The following is a 15,934-nucleotide window of genomic DNA, read 5'->3' on the forward strand; positions in this document are numbered from 1 at the left end:
CGCGGGGCAGGCACGCGTCGTGCGGCGCGGCCACGTCGCCGTGCCTGGCGCCGATTCCATGTGCGCCGCGCGGGTATCGGGTCGCGTGGCGAAATTCGGTAGACTGAGCGGCGTTCAGGAAACCATCCGACAAAATCGAGGAGACGCCGATGATGGCCCCGAAGGACTTGCTGCTCGCGCTGGTCGTGATCCTGGCGTGGGGCGTGAACTTCGTCGTGATCAAGGTCGGCCTGCACGGCATGCCGCCGATGCTGCTCGGCGCGCTGCGCTTCACGCTCGCCGCGGTGCCCGCGGTGTTCTTCGTGCGCCGGCCGCAGATTCCGTGGCGCATGCTGATCCTGTACGGCGCGACGATCCAGCTCGGCCAGTTCGTGCTCCTGTTTACCGGCATGTACGTCGGCATGCCGGCCGGCCTCGCGTCGCTCGTGCTGCAGTCGCAGGCATTCTTCACGCTGGTGTTCGCGATGCTGTTCCTCGGCGAGCGGCTGCGCGTGCAGAGCCTGGTCGGGCTCGCGGTCGCCGCGGCCGGACTCGTCGTGATCGCTGCGCAGGGCGGCCGCGCGATGACGCTCGCGGGCTTCCTGCTGACCCTCTGCTCGGCCGCGATGTGGGCGTTCGGCAATATCGTCACGAAGAAGCTGGGCAAGGCCAACCTGGTGTCGCTCGTCGTGTGGGCGAGCCTCGTGCCGCCGGTGCCGTTCTTCCTGCTGTCGCTGTGGTTCGAGGGGCCGCAGCGGATCGAGGCCGCGCTGCTCGGGCTGAACGGCGCGTCGATCTTCGCGGTCGTCTATCTCGCGTTCGTCGCGACGCTGCTCGGCTACGGCTTGTGGAGCCGCCTGATGTCGCGTTATCCGGCCGCCCAGGTCGCGCAGTTCTCGCTGCTGGTGCCGATCGTCGGGCTCGCGTCGTCGGCGCTGCTGCTCGACGAGCATCTGACGGACGCGCAGCTGATCGGCGCCGCGCTCGTGATGGGCGGGCTCGCGGTGAACGTGTTCGGCGGGAAGCTCGCGCGCCGCTTCGCGGCGTCGTGACGCGCCGGCACGCAGCGCGTGCCGGCGGCGGGGAAGGGTGGCCGGTCAGGCCATCCGGCTCTTCGCGAGCGGCGGATTCGCGGCGAAGTAACGCTTGATGCCGCGGAAGATCGCGTCGGCCATCTGGTCGCGATAGCTGTCGTCGTTCAGCCGGCTTTCCTCTTCCGGATTGCTGATGAACGCCGTCTCGACGAGGATCGACGGAATGTCGGGCGCCTTCAGCACCGCGAACCCGGCCTGCTCGACCGAGCCCTTGTGCAGCTTGTTGATGCCGCCGACTTCCTTCAGCACGTAGTTGCCGTAGCGCAGCGAATCGCGGATCTGCGCGGTCGTCGACATGTCGAACAGCGCGCGGCTGACTGCCGCGTCCTGCGTCTTGATGTTGATGCCGCCGATCAGGTCGGACGAGTTCTCCTTGTTCGCGAGCCAGCGCGCCGCGGCGCTCGACGCGCCGTGGTCGGACAGCGCGAACACCGACGAGCCGCGCGCGGACGGCGTCGTGAACGCATCGGCGTGGATCGACACGAACAGGTCCGCGCCGACGCGGCGCGCCTTCTGCACGCGCACGTTCAGCGGCACGAAGAAGTCGGCGTCGCGCGTCATCATCGCGCGCATGTTCGGCGCGCCGTCGATCTTCGCGCGCAGCTTCTTCGCGATGTCGAGCGCGACGTGCTTCTCGTACGTGCCGCCGCCGCCGATCGCGCCCGGATCCTCGCCGCCGTGGCCCGGGTCGATCGCGACCGTCAGCAGGCGCACGGTGCCGCCCTTGCCGGATTTCGGCGCGGTGAACTTGTAGGTGTCGCCGTCGTCCTCGCTGTCGTCGCGGCGCGCGATGACGGGCGGCGGCTTGACGGCCGGCTTCGCGGGCGTGGCGGGCGAAGACGGCGTTGCGGCGGCCGGCGGCGTGCGCGGTGCGGCCGGCGTGTTCTGCGCGAAGCGCTGGAAGAACGCGTCGCTGTTGTCGTTGCCCGCGACGGGCGGCGTCGCCGGCCCGTTCAGCGCGCTCGGCGGCTGCACCTGCTGCGCGCGCGCGGTGTCGTTGAGCGCCTGTTCCTTGCGTTCCGTCTGCGCGATCAGGTCGGTCAGCGGATCGGGCGCGACGGCCGGATACAGGTCGAACACGAGCCGGTACTTGTAGGTGCCGACCGGCGGCAGCGTGAACACCTGCGGCTTCACCGAGCCTTTCAGGTCGAACACCATCCGCACCACGTGCGGCTGATACTGGCCGACGCGCACCGACTGGATCTGCGGATCGTTCGGCGCGATCTTCGACACGAGGTCGCGCAGCGCCTGGTCGAGATCGAGCCCGTTCAGGTCGACGACGAGCCGGTCGGGACCCTGCAGCAGCTGTTGGCTATTCTGCAGCGGCTGGTCGGATTCGATCGTGACGCGCGTGTAATCGCGCGCGGGCCACACACGCACGCCGAGCACCGACGACGCGTGCGCGAGCCGCGGCGCGACGAGGCCGAGCACCAGCGTCGACGCGCCCGCGCACAGGATCTGGCGGCGCCGCCAGTTGTGCGTGGCGGTGGCCGCCGATTCGATCGAGCGGAACGGTTTGATCAACATCTTTCGAGACATGCCTTTCCTGAAGCGCTGTACGCACGGACGGTGAGGGCGCGGCCGTCGCCATCCACGTCGAGCGAGAAAACCAGATCGGGCACGCCGAGCAGGGGGCCCGCCTGCTGCGGCCATTCGACGAGGCAGATCGCGCTGGAATTGAAATACTCGCGAAAGCCTGCATCGGACCATTCGGCCGGATCGTTGAATCGATACAGATCGAAGTGATAGACCTCAAGTTCCCCGTCGTCGCGCGCGAACGCGTACGGTTCGACCAGCGTGTAGGTCGGGCTGCGCACGCGCCCCGGGTGGCCGAGGCCGCGCAGGATCGCGCGCACGAGGGTCGTCTTGCCCGCGCCGAGGTCGCCGATCAGCTGGATCTGCAGCCCGTTGAACGCGTGTGCATGGGCGAGTTCGCTGCGCGCCGCGTCGAGCGCGTGCGCGAAGCGGGTGCCGAAGGCCTCGGTCGCCGCTTCGTCGGCGAGTGCGATCACGCGCTCCGCGAGCGGGGCGGGCAGCGTGTCGGCATGAGGCGTATGGGACGTGGCTGGCATTCTCGTAAAATAGTGCGATGAACCGATTACCGGAACTCGCCGCATCCGACAGGCCTTCGACTCGTGCCGAAGGCGCGGCGCCGTGCGCGCTCGATGATGCGACGTTGACTGCGCTCGCCGCGCGCATCAGGGCGTGGGGGCGCGAATTGGGTTTCGGGGCGATAGGCATCAGCGATACCGATCTCTCGGATGCCGAAGCAGGCCTCGCCGCCTGGCTGGAAGCCGGGTACCACGGCGAAATGGATTATATGGCGAAACACGGGATGAAACGCGCGCGGCCGGCCGAACTTGTGGCCGGTACGCGACGCGTGATTTCCGCGCGGCTCGCCTATCTGCCGGCCGAAACGCTCGCCGCCGACGCGCCCGATGCGTCATCCGGCGCGCTCGCGCCGCACGACTGGCGCGCCCGCGAGCGCGCGCGTCTCGACGATCCGCAGGCGGCCGTCGTGTCGATCTACGCACGCGGCCGCGACTATCACAAGGTGCTGCGCAACCGGCTGCAGACGCTCGCGGAGCGCATCGAGCGCGAGATCGGCGCATTCGGCTACCGCGTGTTCACCGATTCGGCGCCGGTGCTCGAGGTCGAGCTTGCGCAGAAGGCCGGGGTCGGCTGGCGCGGCAAGCACACGCTGTTGCTGCAGCGCGACGCGGGTTCGCTGTTCTTCCTCGGCGAAATCTACGTCGACGTGCCGCTGCCGACCGACGCGCAAACGGCGCCCGAGCGCGCGCCCGAGACGCCCGGCGCGCACTGCGGCAGCTGCACGCGCTGCATCGGCGCGTGCCCGACGGGCGCGATCGTCGAACCGTATCGCGTCGACGCGCGCCGCTGCATCTCGTACCTGACGATCGAACTGAAAGGCAGCATTCCGGAGCCGCTGCGGCCGCTGATCGGCAACCGCGTGTACGGTTGCGACGACTGCCAGCTCGTGTGTCCGTGGAACAAGTTCGCGCAGGCCGCGCCCGTCGCCGATTTCGACGTGCGGCACGGGCTCGACCGCGCGACGCTCGTCGAGCTGTTCGCGTGGGACGCCGACGCGTTCGACACGCGGATGCAGGGCAGCGCGATCCGGCGCATCGGTTACGAAAGCTGGCTGCGTAATCTCGCGGTCGGGCTCGGCAACGCGTTGCGCGCGCCGGCCGATCGGCTCGCACCCGAAGCGCGCACCGCGATCGTCGCCGCGTTGCGCGCACGGGCCGACGATCCGTCGCCGGTCGTGCGCGAGCATGTCGAATGGGCGCTGCGTGCCGCATGAAGGCGGCGTAAAGTGTCGTCGGCGCGCGGCGGCGCCGCGTGTTTCACCGGTCAGGAGAAGTTCATGTTCAACGCAGTCATCGACGCGCCGTTCGGCAAGGTCGGCATCCGCACCGATGGCGCGGTGGTGCGCGAGATCGTCTATCTGCCCGAGTCGGTCAAGTCGGTCGATCCGGATTCGCCGCTCGCGAAGCGCGCGGTCGAGCAGATCGAACGGTATTTCGAGCGTGCGTCGGCGCGCTTCGACCTGCCGCTCGCCGACGTCGGCAGTGCATTCCAGCACCGCGTGTGGAACGTGATCAGCGACATTCCGCCGGGCACGGTGCTGACCTACGGGCAGGTCGCGAAGCGGATCGGCAGCGCGCCGCGCGCGGTCGGCCAGGCGTGCGGCGCGAACTATTTCCCGCTCGTGATTCCATGCCATCGCGTCGTCGCGGCCGGCGGCCTCGGCGGTTTCGCGAATCACGACGACAATGGCTATTACCAGAAAGTGAAGCGCTGGCTGCTGGCGCATGAAGGCTTGCCGTACTGATGAGCGAACCGTTGCTTTCCCCCGATTCCGACTCCGATTCCGCGTCCGACGCATCGCCCGCGCTGCTCGCGAGCCGCGCGTCGATCGATGTGTTCTGCGATGCGCTGTGGCTCGAGCACGGGCTCGCGCGCAACACGCTCGATGCGTACCGGCGCGACCTGGCGCTGTTTTCGCAATGGCTGGCCGCGACGCACGACACGTCGCTCGACTCGGCCGACGAAGCGATGGTGACGGGCTACATCGCCGCGCGCAGCGACGGCAAGGCGACGTCGTCGAACCGGCGGCTGTCGGTGTTCCGGCGCTATTACGGCTGGGCCGTGCGCGAGCGTCACGCGAGCGCGGACCCGACGCTGCGGATCACGTCGGCGAAGCAGGCCGCGCGGTTTCCGTCGACGCTGTCCGAGGCGCAGGTCGAAGCGCTGCTCGGTGCGCCCGACATCGGCACGCCGCTCGGCCTGCGCGATCGCACGATGCTCGAGCTGATGTACGCGAGCGGGCTGCGCGTGAGCGAGCTCGTCACGCTGAAGACCGTCGAGGTCGGGCTCAACGAGGGTGTCGTGCGGGTGATGGGCAAGGGTTCGAAGGAACGGCTCGTGCCGTTCGGCGAAGTCGCGCACGGCTGGATCGAGCGCTATCTGCGCGACGCGCGGCCCGCGTTGCTCGGCGCGCGCGCGGCCGACGCGCTGTTCGTGACCGCGCGCGGCGACGGGATGACGCGCCAGCAGTTCTGGAACATCATCAAGCGCCACGCGCAGCAGGCCGACGTGCGCGCGCACCTGTCGCCGCATACGCTGCGGCACGCGTTCGCGACGCACCTGCTGAACCACGGCGCCGACCTGCGGGTCGTGCAGCTGCTGCTCGGCCACAGCGACATCTCGACCACGCAGATCTACACGCACGTCGCGCGCGAGCGGCTGAAGACGCTGCACGCGCAACACCACCCGCGCGGCTAGCGCGGCGCGCGCCGGCCCGCGCGCCGGCCCGCGCGCGGGATGCGGCGGGATGCGGCCGGCGCCGCGCGTCACGCGAGTTCGCGCAGCTTGTGCTTCAGCACTTTGCCCGTCGATGCGGCGGGCAGCGCATCGAGCACGCGGATGCGCGCGGGGCGCTTGTACGGCGCGAGCCGTTCCGCGCACCACGCCTGCAGCGCGGCCTCGGTCGCGGCCGCGCCCGGCACCAGCTCGACGAACGCGAGCACTTCCTCGTTGCCCTCGATCGCACGGCCGACGACGGCCGCCTGCACGACGTCCGGGTGCGCGTTCAGCACCTGTTCGACCTCGACCGGATACACGTTGAAGCCCGAGCGGATGATCAGCTCCTTGCTGCGGCCCGCGATCGTCACCGAGCCGTCCGCTGCCTGGCGCGCGAGATCGCCGGTGCTGAGCCAGCCGTCCGGCGACACGGCCGCGCGCGTCGCGTCCGCGTTGCGGTAGTAGCCGAGCATCACGTTCGGCCCGCGCACGCGGATTTCGCCTACTTCGCCCGGCGGCACGTCGGTGCCGTCCGGTGCGACGATCCGCATCTCGACGCCCGGGATCGGCACGCCGACCGAGCAGTCGGTACGCGGTGCGTCGAGCGGCGTCTGCGTGATCGTCGGGCTGCTCTCGGTCATGCCGTAGCCGTTGTGCAGCGGCACGCCGTATACGCGCTCGACGCGGGCCTTCAGGTCGGCGTCGAGCGGCGAGCCGCCCGAATACGCGAAGCGCAGCCGCGGCGCATGCCATGCGTGCGCGTGCGTGTGCAGGTGCTCGAGCAGTTTCGCGTGCATCGCGGGCACGCCCTGGAAGATCGTCACGCCTTCGTCGGCGAGCGCGACGCGCACGGCCTCCGGCGCGAAACGCGGCGCGAGCCGCAGCGTCGCCCCCGCGTACAGGCTGCCGAGGCAGACCGACGCGAGCCCGTACACGTGCGACACGGGCAGCACCGTATAGACGACGTCGTCGGGCGACACGCCGCGCAGCGCGCTCGACGTCGCCGCGATGAACAGCAGGTTGCGGTGCGACAGCATCACGCCTTTCGGCGTACCCGTCGTGCCGGTCGTGTAGATCAGCGCCGCGCACTGCGCGGCGCCGTCGGGTGCCACCGGCTCGTCGGGGGCGCTCGCGTCGACGCGGTACGACCACGCGCCGATGTCGACCGGCAGCGCGTCGGCGGGCGTCGCGCCGTGGCGCGCCGCGTGCGTGCGCGCATCGGGCGATGCTTCCGTCGCGAACGCGATCAGCTTCGGCCGCGCGTGCGCGGCGATCGCATCGAGCTCGCCGGCCGACAGCCGCGCGTTCGACACGAGCGCCCAAGCGTCGACGCGCGCGGCCGCGAACAGCAGCACGATCTGCGCGACGCTGTTTTCCGCGACGATCATCACGCGATCGCCGCCGCGCACGCCGAGGCGCGCGAGCCGCTCGGCGGCCGCATCGACGGCCCGCGCCAGCTCGCCGTACGACAGGCGGCGCGCGTCCTCGATCAGCGCCGGATGCGTGGGCGCTTGCGCGGCCCAGCGGGCGGGCACGTCGGCGATGCGGCCGGGCAGCGCGGCGAGCAGTGCCGCGACGTCGAGCGGCGCGGATGAGCGGACAGGCGAGGACATGGCGTCTCCAGAAGAAGGGCCGGGCGGCGGCGCGGCAAGTTTTGCGAACGATCGTGCCATGACGGCGGGCGCGCCACAATCGGTCAATCGGGCAATAGCGGTTCGCGATGTCCGCAATGATGCCGGTGCGGCGCGGATCGGCTCGACGCGGCTGCGGCTGCGGCTGCGCTCGCCCCGGGACAAAAGGGCCGCGAGTATACCGCCGGCGCCCGGTACGCTGTCGCGAAGGCGAAGGCGAAGGCGAAGGCGAAGGCGAAGGCGAAGGCGAAGGCGAAGGCGAAGGCGAAGGCGTGATGCGCTCGTGTGCAATGGTGTGCGATGCATGCGATGGCCGCAACGCCGCCCGCCCGCCGGTCGTTCGCCATTAAAATGCCGCCATGAGCAAATCCAGACACGTGTCCGAGACACCCGCGACCCAGCTGCTGCGCCGCCACGGCGTCGCGTTCGGCGAGCATCCGTACGATTACGTCGAGCACGGCGGCACCGGCGAGTCGGCGCGCCAGCTCGGCGTCGACGAGCACAGCGTCGTGAAGACGCTCGTGATGGAGGACGAGCACGCGAAGCCGCTGATCGTGCTGATGCACGGCGACCGCACGGTGTCGACCAAGAACCTCGCGCGGCAGATCGGCGCGAAGCGCGTCGAGCCGTGCAAGCCCGACGTCGCGAACCGCCATTCCGGCTATCTGGTCGGCGGCACGTCGCCGTTCGGCACGCGCAAGACGATGCCCGTGTACGTCGAGTCGACCATCCTTGAATTGCCGACGATCTACCTGAACGGCGGCCGCCGCGGCTATCTCGTCAGCCTCGCGCCGGCGGTACTCACGACGCTGCTCGGCGCGACGCCCGTGCAGTGCGCGAGCGTCGACTGAGGGTTTCACCTTCGTGGCAGGCCGCGCTCGTTCGGTAGAATGGGCGCCGTTTCGGCCGGTCGGCCGGTCGGCCCGCACGGCGGCTGCCACGGCCTGCCGGCGGTTCGCCGCGGCGAGGCCTGCCCGCGACGGCGGCGCCGCGCCCGGCCGTCCCTTTACCGATACGTTGAAGAAGAGTTTTCCGCATGCAGATCCTGCTCGCCGCACTTGTTGCCTACCTGATCGGTTCGGTGTCGTTCGCCGTCGTCGTCAGCGCCGCGATGGGCCTGGCCGATCCCCGTTCGTACGGGTCGAAGAATCCCGGCGCGACCAACGTGCTGCGCAGCGGCAACAAGAAGGCCGCGATCCTGACGCTCGTCGGCGACGCGTTCAAGGGCTGGTTCGCCGTCTGGCTCGCGCGGCACTTCGGGCTGTCCGACGTCGCCGTCGCGTGGGTCGCGATCGCCGTGTTCCTCGGCCACCTCTATCCGGTGTTCTTCCGCTTCCAGGGCGGCAAGGGCGTCGCGACAGCGGCCGGCGTGCTGCTCGCCGTGCACCCGGTGCTCGGCCTCGCGACCGCGCTGACCTGGCTGATCGTCGCGTTCTTCTTCCGTTATTCGTCGCTCGCGGCGCTGGTGGCGGCCGTGTTCGCACCGGTGTTCGACGTGTTCCTGTTCGGCACCGGCCACAACCCGGTCGCGTGGGCCGTGCTCGCGATGAGCGTGCTGCTCGTGTGGCGTCACCGCGGCAATATCTCGAAGCTGCTGGCGGGGCAGGAAAGCCGGATCGGCGACAAGAAGAAGGCGGCGTCCGACGGCGGCGCGCAGGACGGCGGGAAGGCCTGAGGAAGGGGATTGCCGCCGCCGCCCGCCGGGGCGCCCCGCATGCGGGGCCGGCGGCGCGGCGTGACTGTTCGACGGCGTGGTCGACGGCGCGCTTGACGGCGCGGCCGACCGCGTCGATCAGTCGCGGAAGTTGTTGAAGTCGAGCGGGGTGTCGGTCACGTCCTTGCGCAGCATCGCGATCACGCTCTGCAAGTCGTCGCGCTTCGTGCCGGCCACGCGCACCGCGTCGCCCTGGATGCTCGCCTGCACCTTGATCTTGCTGTCTTTCACGAGCCTGACGATCTTCTTCGCGAGGTCGCCCGTCACGCCCTTCTTCACGGTGACGACCTGCTTGACCTTGTCGCCGCCGATCTTCTCGACCTTGCCGTAGTCGAGGAAGCGCACGTCGACGTTGCGCTTCGCGAGCTTGTTGATCAGCACGTCCTTGACCTGGCCGAGCTTGAAATCGTCGTCGGCGAACAGCGTCAGCTCGCGCTCCTTCTGCTCGACGCGCGCGTCGGAGCCCTTGAAGTCGAAGCGCGTCGAGATTTCCTTGTTCGACTGCTCGATGGCGTTCTTCACTTCGATCATGTTCGCTTCGGAAACGACGTCGAACGATGGCATGGCATTCTCCCTTGAGATGCGGGCGCCCGGCTCGCGCGCGGGCACTCGCTATAATTGCGGACTGTTTGCCATTTTACCGATGCCCCTCCGTTTGCCCAAGGCCGGCTGTCTGCCGGCCCGGCGGACGTGAACGCGAATGCCGATGCCTCCTGACGATTCCGCCCTGTCGCTGCTCCCCGACCATCCGCTCGCCGCGCACAACACGTTCGGCATTGCCGCGAAGGCGCGCTTTGCCGCGCGCGTCACGCATGCGGCGCAGTTCGAGGCGCTGCACCGCGACCCGCGCGTCGCATCGCTGCCGCAGCTCGTGCTCGGCGGCGGCAGCAACATCGTGTTCACGCGCGATTTCGACGGTGTCGTGCTGCTCGACGAGATCGCCGGCCGCCGCGTCGTGCGCGAGGACGACGACGCGTGGTACGTCGAGGCCGGCGGCGGCGAGACCTGGCACGCGTTCGTCGCGTGGACGCTCGAGCACGGGATGCCGGGCCTCGAGAACCTTGCACTGATTCCGGGCACCGTCGGCGCCGCGCCGATCCAGAACATCGGCGCATACGGCCTCGAGATGAAGACCTATTTCGATTCGCTGGTCGCCGTCGAGCTCGCGACGGGGCGCAGCGAGCGCTTCGACGCCGCGCGCTGCGGGTTCGGCTATCGCGACAGCTTCTTCAAGCGGGAAGGGCGCGGCCGCTTCGCGATCGTCGCCGTGACGTTCCGGCTGCCCAAGCGCTGGACGCCGCGGCTCGGCTACGCGGACGTCACGCGCGAGCTCGACGCACGCGGCATCGCGCCGGACGCCGCGACCCCGCGCGACGTGTTCGACGCCGTTGTCGCGATTCGCCGCGCGAAGCTGCCCGATCCGCTCGTGCTCGGCAACGCGGGCAGTTTCTTCAAGAATCCGGTGATCGACGTCGCGCAGTTCGACGCGCTGCGCGCGCGCGCACCCGAAGTCGTGTCGTATCCGCAGCCGGACGGGCAGGTGAAGCTCGCGGCCGGCTGGCTGATCGACCGCTGCGGCTGGAAAGGGCGCGCGCTCGGCGCGGCGGCCGTGCACGACCGGCAGGCGCTCGTGCTGGTCAATCGCGGCGGCGCGACGGGCGCCGACGTGCTCGCGCTGGCGCGCGCGATCCAGGATGACGTGCGCGAACGGTTCGGCGTCGAGCTCGAACCCGAGCCCGTGTGCCTGTAACGCGGTGTTGCGCCGCGCGGTTCGTTCGCGTTCGTCCGACCCAACAAAAAAGCGCCGATCGACGACGATCGGCGCTTTTTTTCGCATGCCGCGCGGATGGCGGCGATGCGTACGGCGGTCAGTGCTTGAGGCGGCCGAGCAGCAGGAACTCCATCAGCGCCTTCTGCACGTGCAGGCGGTTTTCCGCCTCGTCCCACACGACGCTCTGCGGGCCGTCGATCACGCCGGCCGTCACTTCCTCGCCGCGGTGCGCGGGCAGGCAGTGCATGAAGAGCGCGTCGGGATTCGCGTGCCCCATCATTTCCTCATCGACGCACCAGTCGGCAAACGCCTGCTTGCGCGCTTCGTTCTCGGCTTCGAAGCCCATGCTCGTCCACACGTCGGTCGTCACGAGATCGGCGCCCTTGCACGCTTCGTTCGGATCGTCGAACACCTCGTAGAACGGCGCGCTGTCCGGCGCCACCAGCTTCATGTCGAGCGCATAGCCCGGCGGCGTCGACAGGCGCAGCTTGAAGCCGAGGATCTGCGCGGCTTCGATCCACGTGTACAGCATGTTGTTCGCATCGCCGACCCACGCGACCGTCTTGCCGGCGATCGGGCCGCGGTGCTCGTAGTACGTGAAGATGTCGGCGAGCACCTGGCACGGGTGGTATTCGTTGGTCAGGCCGTTGATCACCGGCACGCGGGAGTTTTGCGCGAAGCGCGTGATCACGTCCTGCTCGAACGTGCGGATCATGATGATGTCGACCATCCGCGAGATGACCTGTGCGGAATCCTCGACCGGCTCGCCGCGGCCGAGCTGCGTGTCGCGCGTGCTCATGAACACCGCGTGGCCGCCGAGCTGGAAGATGCCGGCTTCGAACGACAGGCGCGTGCGCGTCGAACTCTTCTCGAAGATCATCGCGAGCGTGCGGTCGTGCAGCGGGTGATAGGTCTCGTAGTTCTTGAACTTGCGCTTCAGGATACCCGTGCGTTCGAGCACGTACTCGTAGTCTTCCAGCGAGAAATCCTTGAACTGCAGGTAGTGACGAATGGTTTTGGCGGTCATGAAACGAAATACGGCGGGTCTGAACCGGCCGCGGGGCCGGACGGCGCCGCCGTCGGGTGTGGATAACTCAAAGCAGCATAAAGGATTTTCTGTGCTTTGACGAGCCGCGACGAAAACCGGGTTGGGATCGTGGCGCACGCTGGAAGGCGCCGGAAGACGGGCGGCGAGACGACGCGCGATGCCGCGCTGCGGTATAATCCAAAAGTCTTCTCCAGCCCGGCAGGCAAGCCTCTTCGCGCTCTGCCGGACACAAGCCATGCGCTGCACAAATCCGGTGCGGCGCGTCGGCGGCACGCCTCGACAGCCTGTTTTTTCGGGATATCGGAGCGCGAGTGCCGCTGTCCGCTCGAGCTTTGTGTTCGCGTATCCGGGCGCTGTCGCCTGGACATCGCCGGGCCGTCACTTGGGTAACCACATGGCTGAAACCCCTCCGACCGAATTCTTCATCCAGGGCATTACGAAAGACGGGAAAAAGTTTCGCCCGAGCGACTGGTCGGAGCGTCTGGCCGGCGTGATGGCCTGCTTCGGGCCCGGTGCGAGCGGGCCGAACGCGCGCCTGAAATATTCGCTGTACGTGCGCCCGACGATGCTCGGCGACCTCAAATGCGTGATCCTCGATTCCCGGCTGCGCGACGTCGAGCCGATGGCGTTCGATTTCGTGCTGAATTTCGCGAAGGACAACAACCTCGTCGTCACCGAAGCGTGCGAGCTGCCGGACTACCACGAGAAGAAGTGAGTTCGACGGGCGAGGGCGCGTGCCGCGCCCCTGCCTGGCGGTCGCCCGGCGCGATGTGCGGGCGACGCACAGCAAAAAAGCCCGCCTAGGCGGGCTTTTTTGCGATCGCAGGAAACAGGAGCGCCCGCCGAAGCGGGCACGCCGGATTTACGCTGCTGCCTGCAGACCCTTGACGGCTGCGGCGAGGCGGCTCTTGCTGCGAGCGGCCTTGTTCTTGTGAACGATCTTCTTGTCGGCGATCGTGTCGATCGTCTTCACGGCAGCCTTGAACAGCTCGGCAGCCTTTGCCTGGTCGCCGGCTTCAACAGCCTTGCGAACCGACTTGATCGCGGTACGGAATTTCGAGCGCAGCGCCGAGTTGTGCGAATTTGCCTTCGCGGCTTGGCGGGCGCGCTTGCGTGCTTGTGCGGAGTTAGCCATGACGGTTCCTTATCCTGTCCTGTTTCCAGAGCTTGGAGCCTGACGGCCAAGCGCTGCTTTTCGATCCGTCCCCTGAGAGCGATTGCCCAGGGGCGCATAAAAAACGGTGATTTTAACCGAGGCCGAGACATGAAAACGACAGGCGCCGTGCATGTAACAGGCTCAGAAACCGGCGATTATAGCAACAAAATCAAGCGCGTGGCAAGGTCAACGTGACGTCGGCCGGACGGGGGCGCCGGCGACGCGCGCCCTTTTCGCCATCCGTCCGTGCCGGGCCTCGCAACGTCCGTATAATAAGCGCCCCATGAATCTATTCCGAGCCCTGCTGACGGTCAGCGGCTTCACGCTGCTGTCGCGCGTGACCGGACTGGCCCGCGAGACGCTGATCGCCCGTGCGTTCGGCGCCAGTCAATACACCGACGCGTTCTACGTCGCTTTCCGCATTCCGAACCTGCTGCGCCGCCTGTCTGCCGAAGGCGCGTTCTCGCAGGCGTTCGTGCCGATCCTGGCCGAGTTCAAGAACCAGCAGGGGCACGATGCGACCAAGGCGCTCGTCGACGCGATGTCGACCGTGCTCGCGTGGGCGCTCGCCGTGCTGTCGGTCGTCGGGATCGCCGGCGCGTCGTGGGTCGTGTTCGCGGTCGCGTCCGGCCTGCATACCGACGGGCAGGCGTTTCCGCTCGCGGTCACGATGACGCGGATCATGTTCCCGTACATCGTGTTCATCTCGCTGACGACGCTCGCGTCAGGCGTGCTCAATACCTACAAGAGCTTCTCGCTGCCGGCGTTCGCGCCGGTGCTGCTCAACGTCGCGTTCATCGCCGCGGCCGTGTTCGTCGCGCCGCACCTGAAGGTGCCGGTCTACGCGCTCGCGTGGGCCGTCATCGTGGGGGGCGTGCTGCAGTTCATCGTGCAGCTGCCGGGGCTGAAGAAGATCGACATGGTGCCGCTGATCGGCCTCAACCCGGTGCGCGCGCTGCGTCATCCCGGCGTGAAGCGGGTGCTCGCCAAGATGGTGCCCGCGACGTTCGCGGTGTCGGTCGCGCAGCTGTCGCTGATCATCAACACCAACATCGCGTCGCGGCTCGGGCAGGGCGCGGTCTCGTGGATCAACTACGCCGACCGCCTGATGGAGTTCCCGACCGCGCTGCTCGGCGTCGCGCTCGGCACGATCCTGTTGCCGAGCCTGTCGAAGGCGCACGTCGACGCCGATTCGCATGAATATTCGGCGCTGCTCGACTGGGGGCTGCGCGTCACGTTCCTGCTCGCGGCGCCGAGCGCGCTCGCGCTGTTCTTCTTCGCGACGCCGCTCACCGCGACGCTGTTCAACTACGGCAAGTTCGACGCGCATACGGTCACGATGGTCGCGCGCGCGCTCGCGACCTACGGGATTGGTCTCGTCGGCATCATCCTGATCAAGATCCTCGCGCCGGGCTTCTACGCGAAGCAGGACATCAAGACGCCGGTGAAGATCGCGATCGGCGTGCTGATCGTCACGCAGATCTCGAACTACGTGTTCGTGCCGCTGATCGGCCATGCGGGCCTCACGCTGAGCATCGGCGTCGGTGCCTGCCTGAACTCGCTGCTGCTGTTCCTCGGGCTGCGCAAGCGCGGCATCTACCAGCCGTCGCCCGGCTGGCTGCGCTTCTTCGTGCAGCTGATCGGCGCGGCGCTCGTGCTCGCCGGCCTGATGCACTGGTGCGCGATCAACTTCGACTGGGCCGGCATGCGTGCGCAGCCGCTCGATCGCATTGCACTGATGGCCGCGTGCCTCGTGCTGTTCGCTGCACTATATTTCGGTATGTTGTGGGTGATGGGCTTCAAATACGCTTACTTCAGAAGGCGCGCCAAGTGACGACCGCAATGACCCGCGTCCTCGACTACTTCAGCACGCTCGTGGCGGACGACGACAGTCTGCCCGTCACGGAAACCGCGCTGTCGCTTGCGCAGGACGCGTATCCCGACCTCGACCTGCAGGGTACGCTGGCCGAACTCGACATCCTGGCCGCGCGGCTGAGCCGCCGGCTCGCCGACGATGCGGACCTGAAGGACCGCGTCGCCGCGCTCAACGAGTTCTTCTTCCGCGAACTCGGCTTCGCATGCAATCACAACGATTACTACGACCCCGATAACAGCCACCTGAACGCGGTGCTGAAACGGCGGCGCGGGATTCCGATCTCGCTGTCGGTGCTGTACCTGGAGCTCGCCGAGCAGATCGGCGTGCCGGCGCGCGGCGTGTCGTTCCCCGGCCACTTCCTGCTGCGCGTGACGCTGCCGGACGGCGACCTGATCATCGATCCGACCAACGGCCATTCGCTGTCCGAGGCCGAGATGGTCGAGATGCTCGAGCCCTACGTCGCGCGTGCGGCGGGCGCGGTCGACAGCGCGTTGCGCGCGCTGCTGCAGCCGGCCACGAGCCGCGAGATCATCGCGCGGATGCTGCGCAACCTGAAGACGATCTATCTGCAGACGGAACGCTGGCAGCGGCTGCTCGCGGTCCAGCAGCGGCTCGTGATCCTGCTGCCGGAACAGCTCGACGAAGTGCGCGACCGCGGCTTCGCGTATGCGCGGCTCGACTACCTGCGCCCCGCGCTCGAGGATCTCGAGCAGTATCTCGGCGAGCGGCCCGATGCGGAGGACGCGACCGTCGTCGAATCGCAGGTGACCGAGTTGCGGCAGCGGATGCAGCGCGACGGCGAGGACTGAGCCGTCGCAGTCTCACCGGCACCCCGAAC

General features: G+C 68.4%; 16 protein-coding genes. 10 read left to right on the plus strand and 6 right to left on the minus strand.

Features of this window, described 5'->3' with window-relative positions; genetic code table 11:
• The first annotated feature begins 152 nt into the window (after positions 1-152).
• Positions 153-1,031 carry an EamA family transporter gene (locus PL79_RS15420; protein WP_185640843.1) on the plus strand — a complete coding sequence of 293 codons (879 nt, stop codon included), beginning with the start codon at positions 153-155 and terminating at the stop codon, positions 1,029-1,031.
• 45 nt (positions 1,032-1,076) lie between these two features.
• Here PL79_RS15420 and PL79_RS15425 read toward each other — a convergent pair whose 3' ends face one another.
• Positions 1,077-2,612, minus strand: a complete 1,536-nt coding sequence (locus PL79_RS15425) for an N-acetylmuramoyl-L-alanine amidase (protein ID WP_044848560.1) — start codon at positions 2,610-2,612, stop codon at positions 1,077-1,079.
• Positions 2,594-3,145 carry a tRNA (adenosine(37)-N6)-threonylcarbamoyltransferase complex ATPase subunit type 1 TsaE gene (gene tsaE / locus PL79_RS15430; protein WP_044848561.1) on the minus strand — a complete coding sequence of 184 codons (552 nt, stop codon included), beginning with the start codon at positions 3,143-3,145 and terminating at the stop codon, positions 2,594-2,596. Before tsaE ends, PL79_RS15425 begins: the two co-directional genes overlap by 19 nt.
• A 17-nt stretch (positions 3,146-3,162) precedes the next feature.
• Between tsaE and queG the strand changes: the two genes are divergently transcribed.
• The 3 genes from queG to xerD all read left to right on the plus strand — a co-directional run bounded on the left by queG (position 3,163) and on the right by xerD (position 5,882).
• Complete coding sequence (gene queG / locus PL79_RS15435) at positions 3,163-4,398, plus strand: tRNA epoxyqueuosine(34) reductase QueG (protein WP_044848562.1); 1,236 nt, start codon at positions 3,163-3,165, stop codon at positions 4,396-4,398.
• A 63-nt stretch (positions 4,399-4,461) separates the two neighbouring features.
• The gene (locus PL79_RS15440) at positions 4,462-4,929 is read left to right on the plus strand and encodes a methylated-DNA--[protein]-cysteine S-methyltransferase (RefSeq protein ID WP_044848583.1); all 468 of its coding nucleotides are present in this window, start codon (positions 4,462-4,464) and stop codon (positions 4,927-4,929) included.
• The gene (xerD, locus tag PL79_RS15445; RefSeq protein WP_044848563.1) at positions 4,929-5,882 is read left to right on the plus strand and encodes a site-specific tyrosine recombinase XerD; all 954 of its coding nucleotides are present in this window, start codon (positions 4,929-4,931) and stop codon (positions 5,880-5,882) included. Before PL79_RS15440 ends, xerD begins: the two co-directional genes overlap by 1 nt.
• 68 nt (positions 5,883-5,950) lie before the next feature.
• On the opposite strand, the gene PL79_RS15450 is transcribed toward xerD, so the two are convergent.
• A complete protein-coding gene (locus PL79_RS15450; protein WP_044848564.1) occupies positions 5,951-7,513 on the minus strand; it encodes a class I adenylate-forming enzyme family protein in 1,563 nt (520 codons plus the stop codon).
• A 377-nt stretch (positions 7,514-7,890) separates the two neighbouring features.
• Between PL79_RS15450 and ybaK the strand changes: the two genes are divergently transcribed.
• Both ybaK and plsY read left to right on the plus strand, forming a co-directional pair.
• Positions 7,891-8,382 (plus strand): Cys-tRNA(Pro) deacylase, encoded by a 492-nt coding sequence (gene ybaK / locus PL79_RS15460; RefSeq protein ID WP_044848566.1) that lies wholly within the window; start codon positions 7,891-7,893, stop codon positions 8,380-8,382.
• Between the two features lie 185 nt (positions 8,383-8,567).
• Positions 8,568-9,206 carry a glycerol-3-phosphate 1-O-acyltransferase PlsY gene (gene plsY / locus PL79_RS15465; RefSeq protein ID WP_044848567.1) on the plus strand — a complete coding sequence of 213 codons (639 nt, stop codon included), beginning with the start codon at positions 8,568-8,570 and terminating at the stop codon, positions 9,204-9,206.
• Positions 9,207-9,323: 117 nt separating this feature from the next.
• On the opposite strand, the gene PL79_RS15470 is transcribed toward plsY, so the two are convergent.
• Positions 9,324-9,809, minus strand: a complete 486-nt coding sequence (locus PL79_RS15470; RefSeq protein ID WP_014896235.1) for a YajQ family cyclic di-GMP-binding protein — start codon at positions 9,807-9,809, stop codon at positions 9,324-9,326.
• Between the two features lie 136 nt (positions 9,810-9,945).
• Here PL79_RS15470 and murB point away from each other — a divergent pair, with 136 nt between their 5' ends.
• Positions 9,946-10,995 (plus strand): UDP-N-acetylmuramate dehydrogenase, encoded by a 1,050-nt coding sequence (gene murB, locus PL79_RS15475; protein ID WP_044848568.1) that lies wholly within the window; start codon positions 9,946-9,948, stop codon positions 10,993-10,995.
• 118 nt (positions 10,996-11,113) lie between these two features.
• Here the strand turns inward: murB and argF are convergent, their stop codons facing one another.
• Positions 11,114-12,043 (minus strand): ornithine carbamoyltransferase, encoded by a 930-nt coding sequence (argF, locus tag PL79_RS15480; RefSeq protein ID WP_044848569.1) that lies wholly within the window; start codon positions 12,041-12,043, stop codon positions 11,114-11,116.
• Between the two features lie 415 nt (positions 12,044-12,458).
• Between argF and PL79_RS15485 the strand changes: the two genes are divergently transcribed.
• On the plus strand, positions 12,459-12,779 hold the full coding sequence (locus PL79_RS15485) for a DUF3579 domain-containing protein (RefSeq protein WP_044848570.1): 321 nt from the start codon (positions 12,459-12,461) through the stop codon (positions 12,777-12,779).
• Positions 12,780-12,926: 147 nt separating this feature from the next.
• On the opposite strand, the gene rpsT is transcribed toward PL79_RS15485, so the two are convergent.
• Positions 12,927-13,199: a 30S ribosomal protein S20 gene (rpsT, locus tag PL79_RS15490; protein WP_006482211.1), complete on the minus strand. Its 273-nt coding sequence runs from the start codon at positions 13,197-13,199 to the stop codon at positions 12,927-12,929.
• Positions 13,200-13,503: 304 nt separating this feature from the next.
• Between rpsT and murJ the strand changes: the two genes are divergently transcribed.
• Both murJ and PL79_RS15500 read left to right on the plus strand, forming a co-directional pair.
• Positions 13,504-15,054: a murein biosynthesis integral membrane protein MurJ gene (gene murJ / locus PL79_RS15495; RefSeq protein WP_044848571.1), complete on the plus strand. Its 1,551-nt coding sequence runs from the start codon at positions 13,504-13,506 to the stop codon at positions 15,052-15,054.
• Between the two features lie 8 nt (positions 15,055-15,062).
• A complete protein-coding gene (locus PL79_RS15500) occupies positions 15,063-15,905 on the plus strand; it encodes a SirB1 family protein (protein ID WP_044848584.1) in 843 nt (280 codons plus the stop codon).
• The last annotated feature ends 29 nt before the right edge of the window (positions 15,906-15,934 follow it).

The sequence above is a fragment of the Burkholderia sp. USMB20 genome (assembly GCF_000949135.2).
Lineage (GTDB): Bacteria > Pseudomonadota > Gammaproteobacteria > Burkholderiales > Burkholderiaceae > Burkholderia.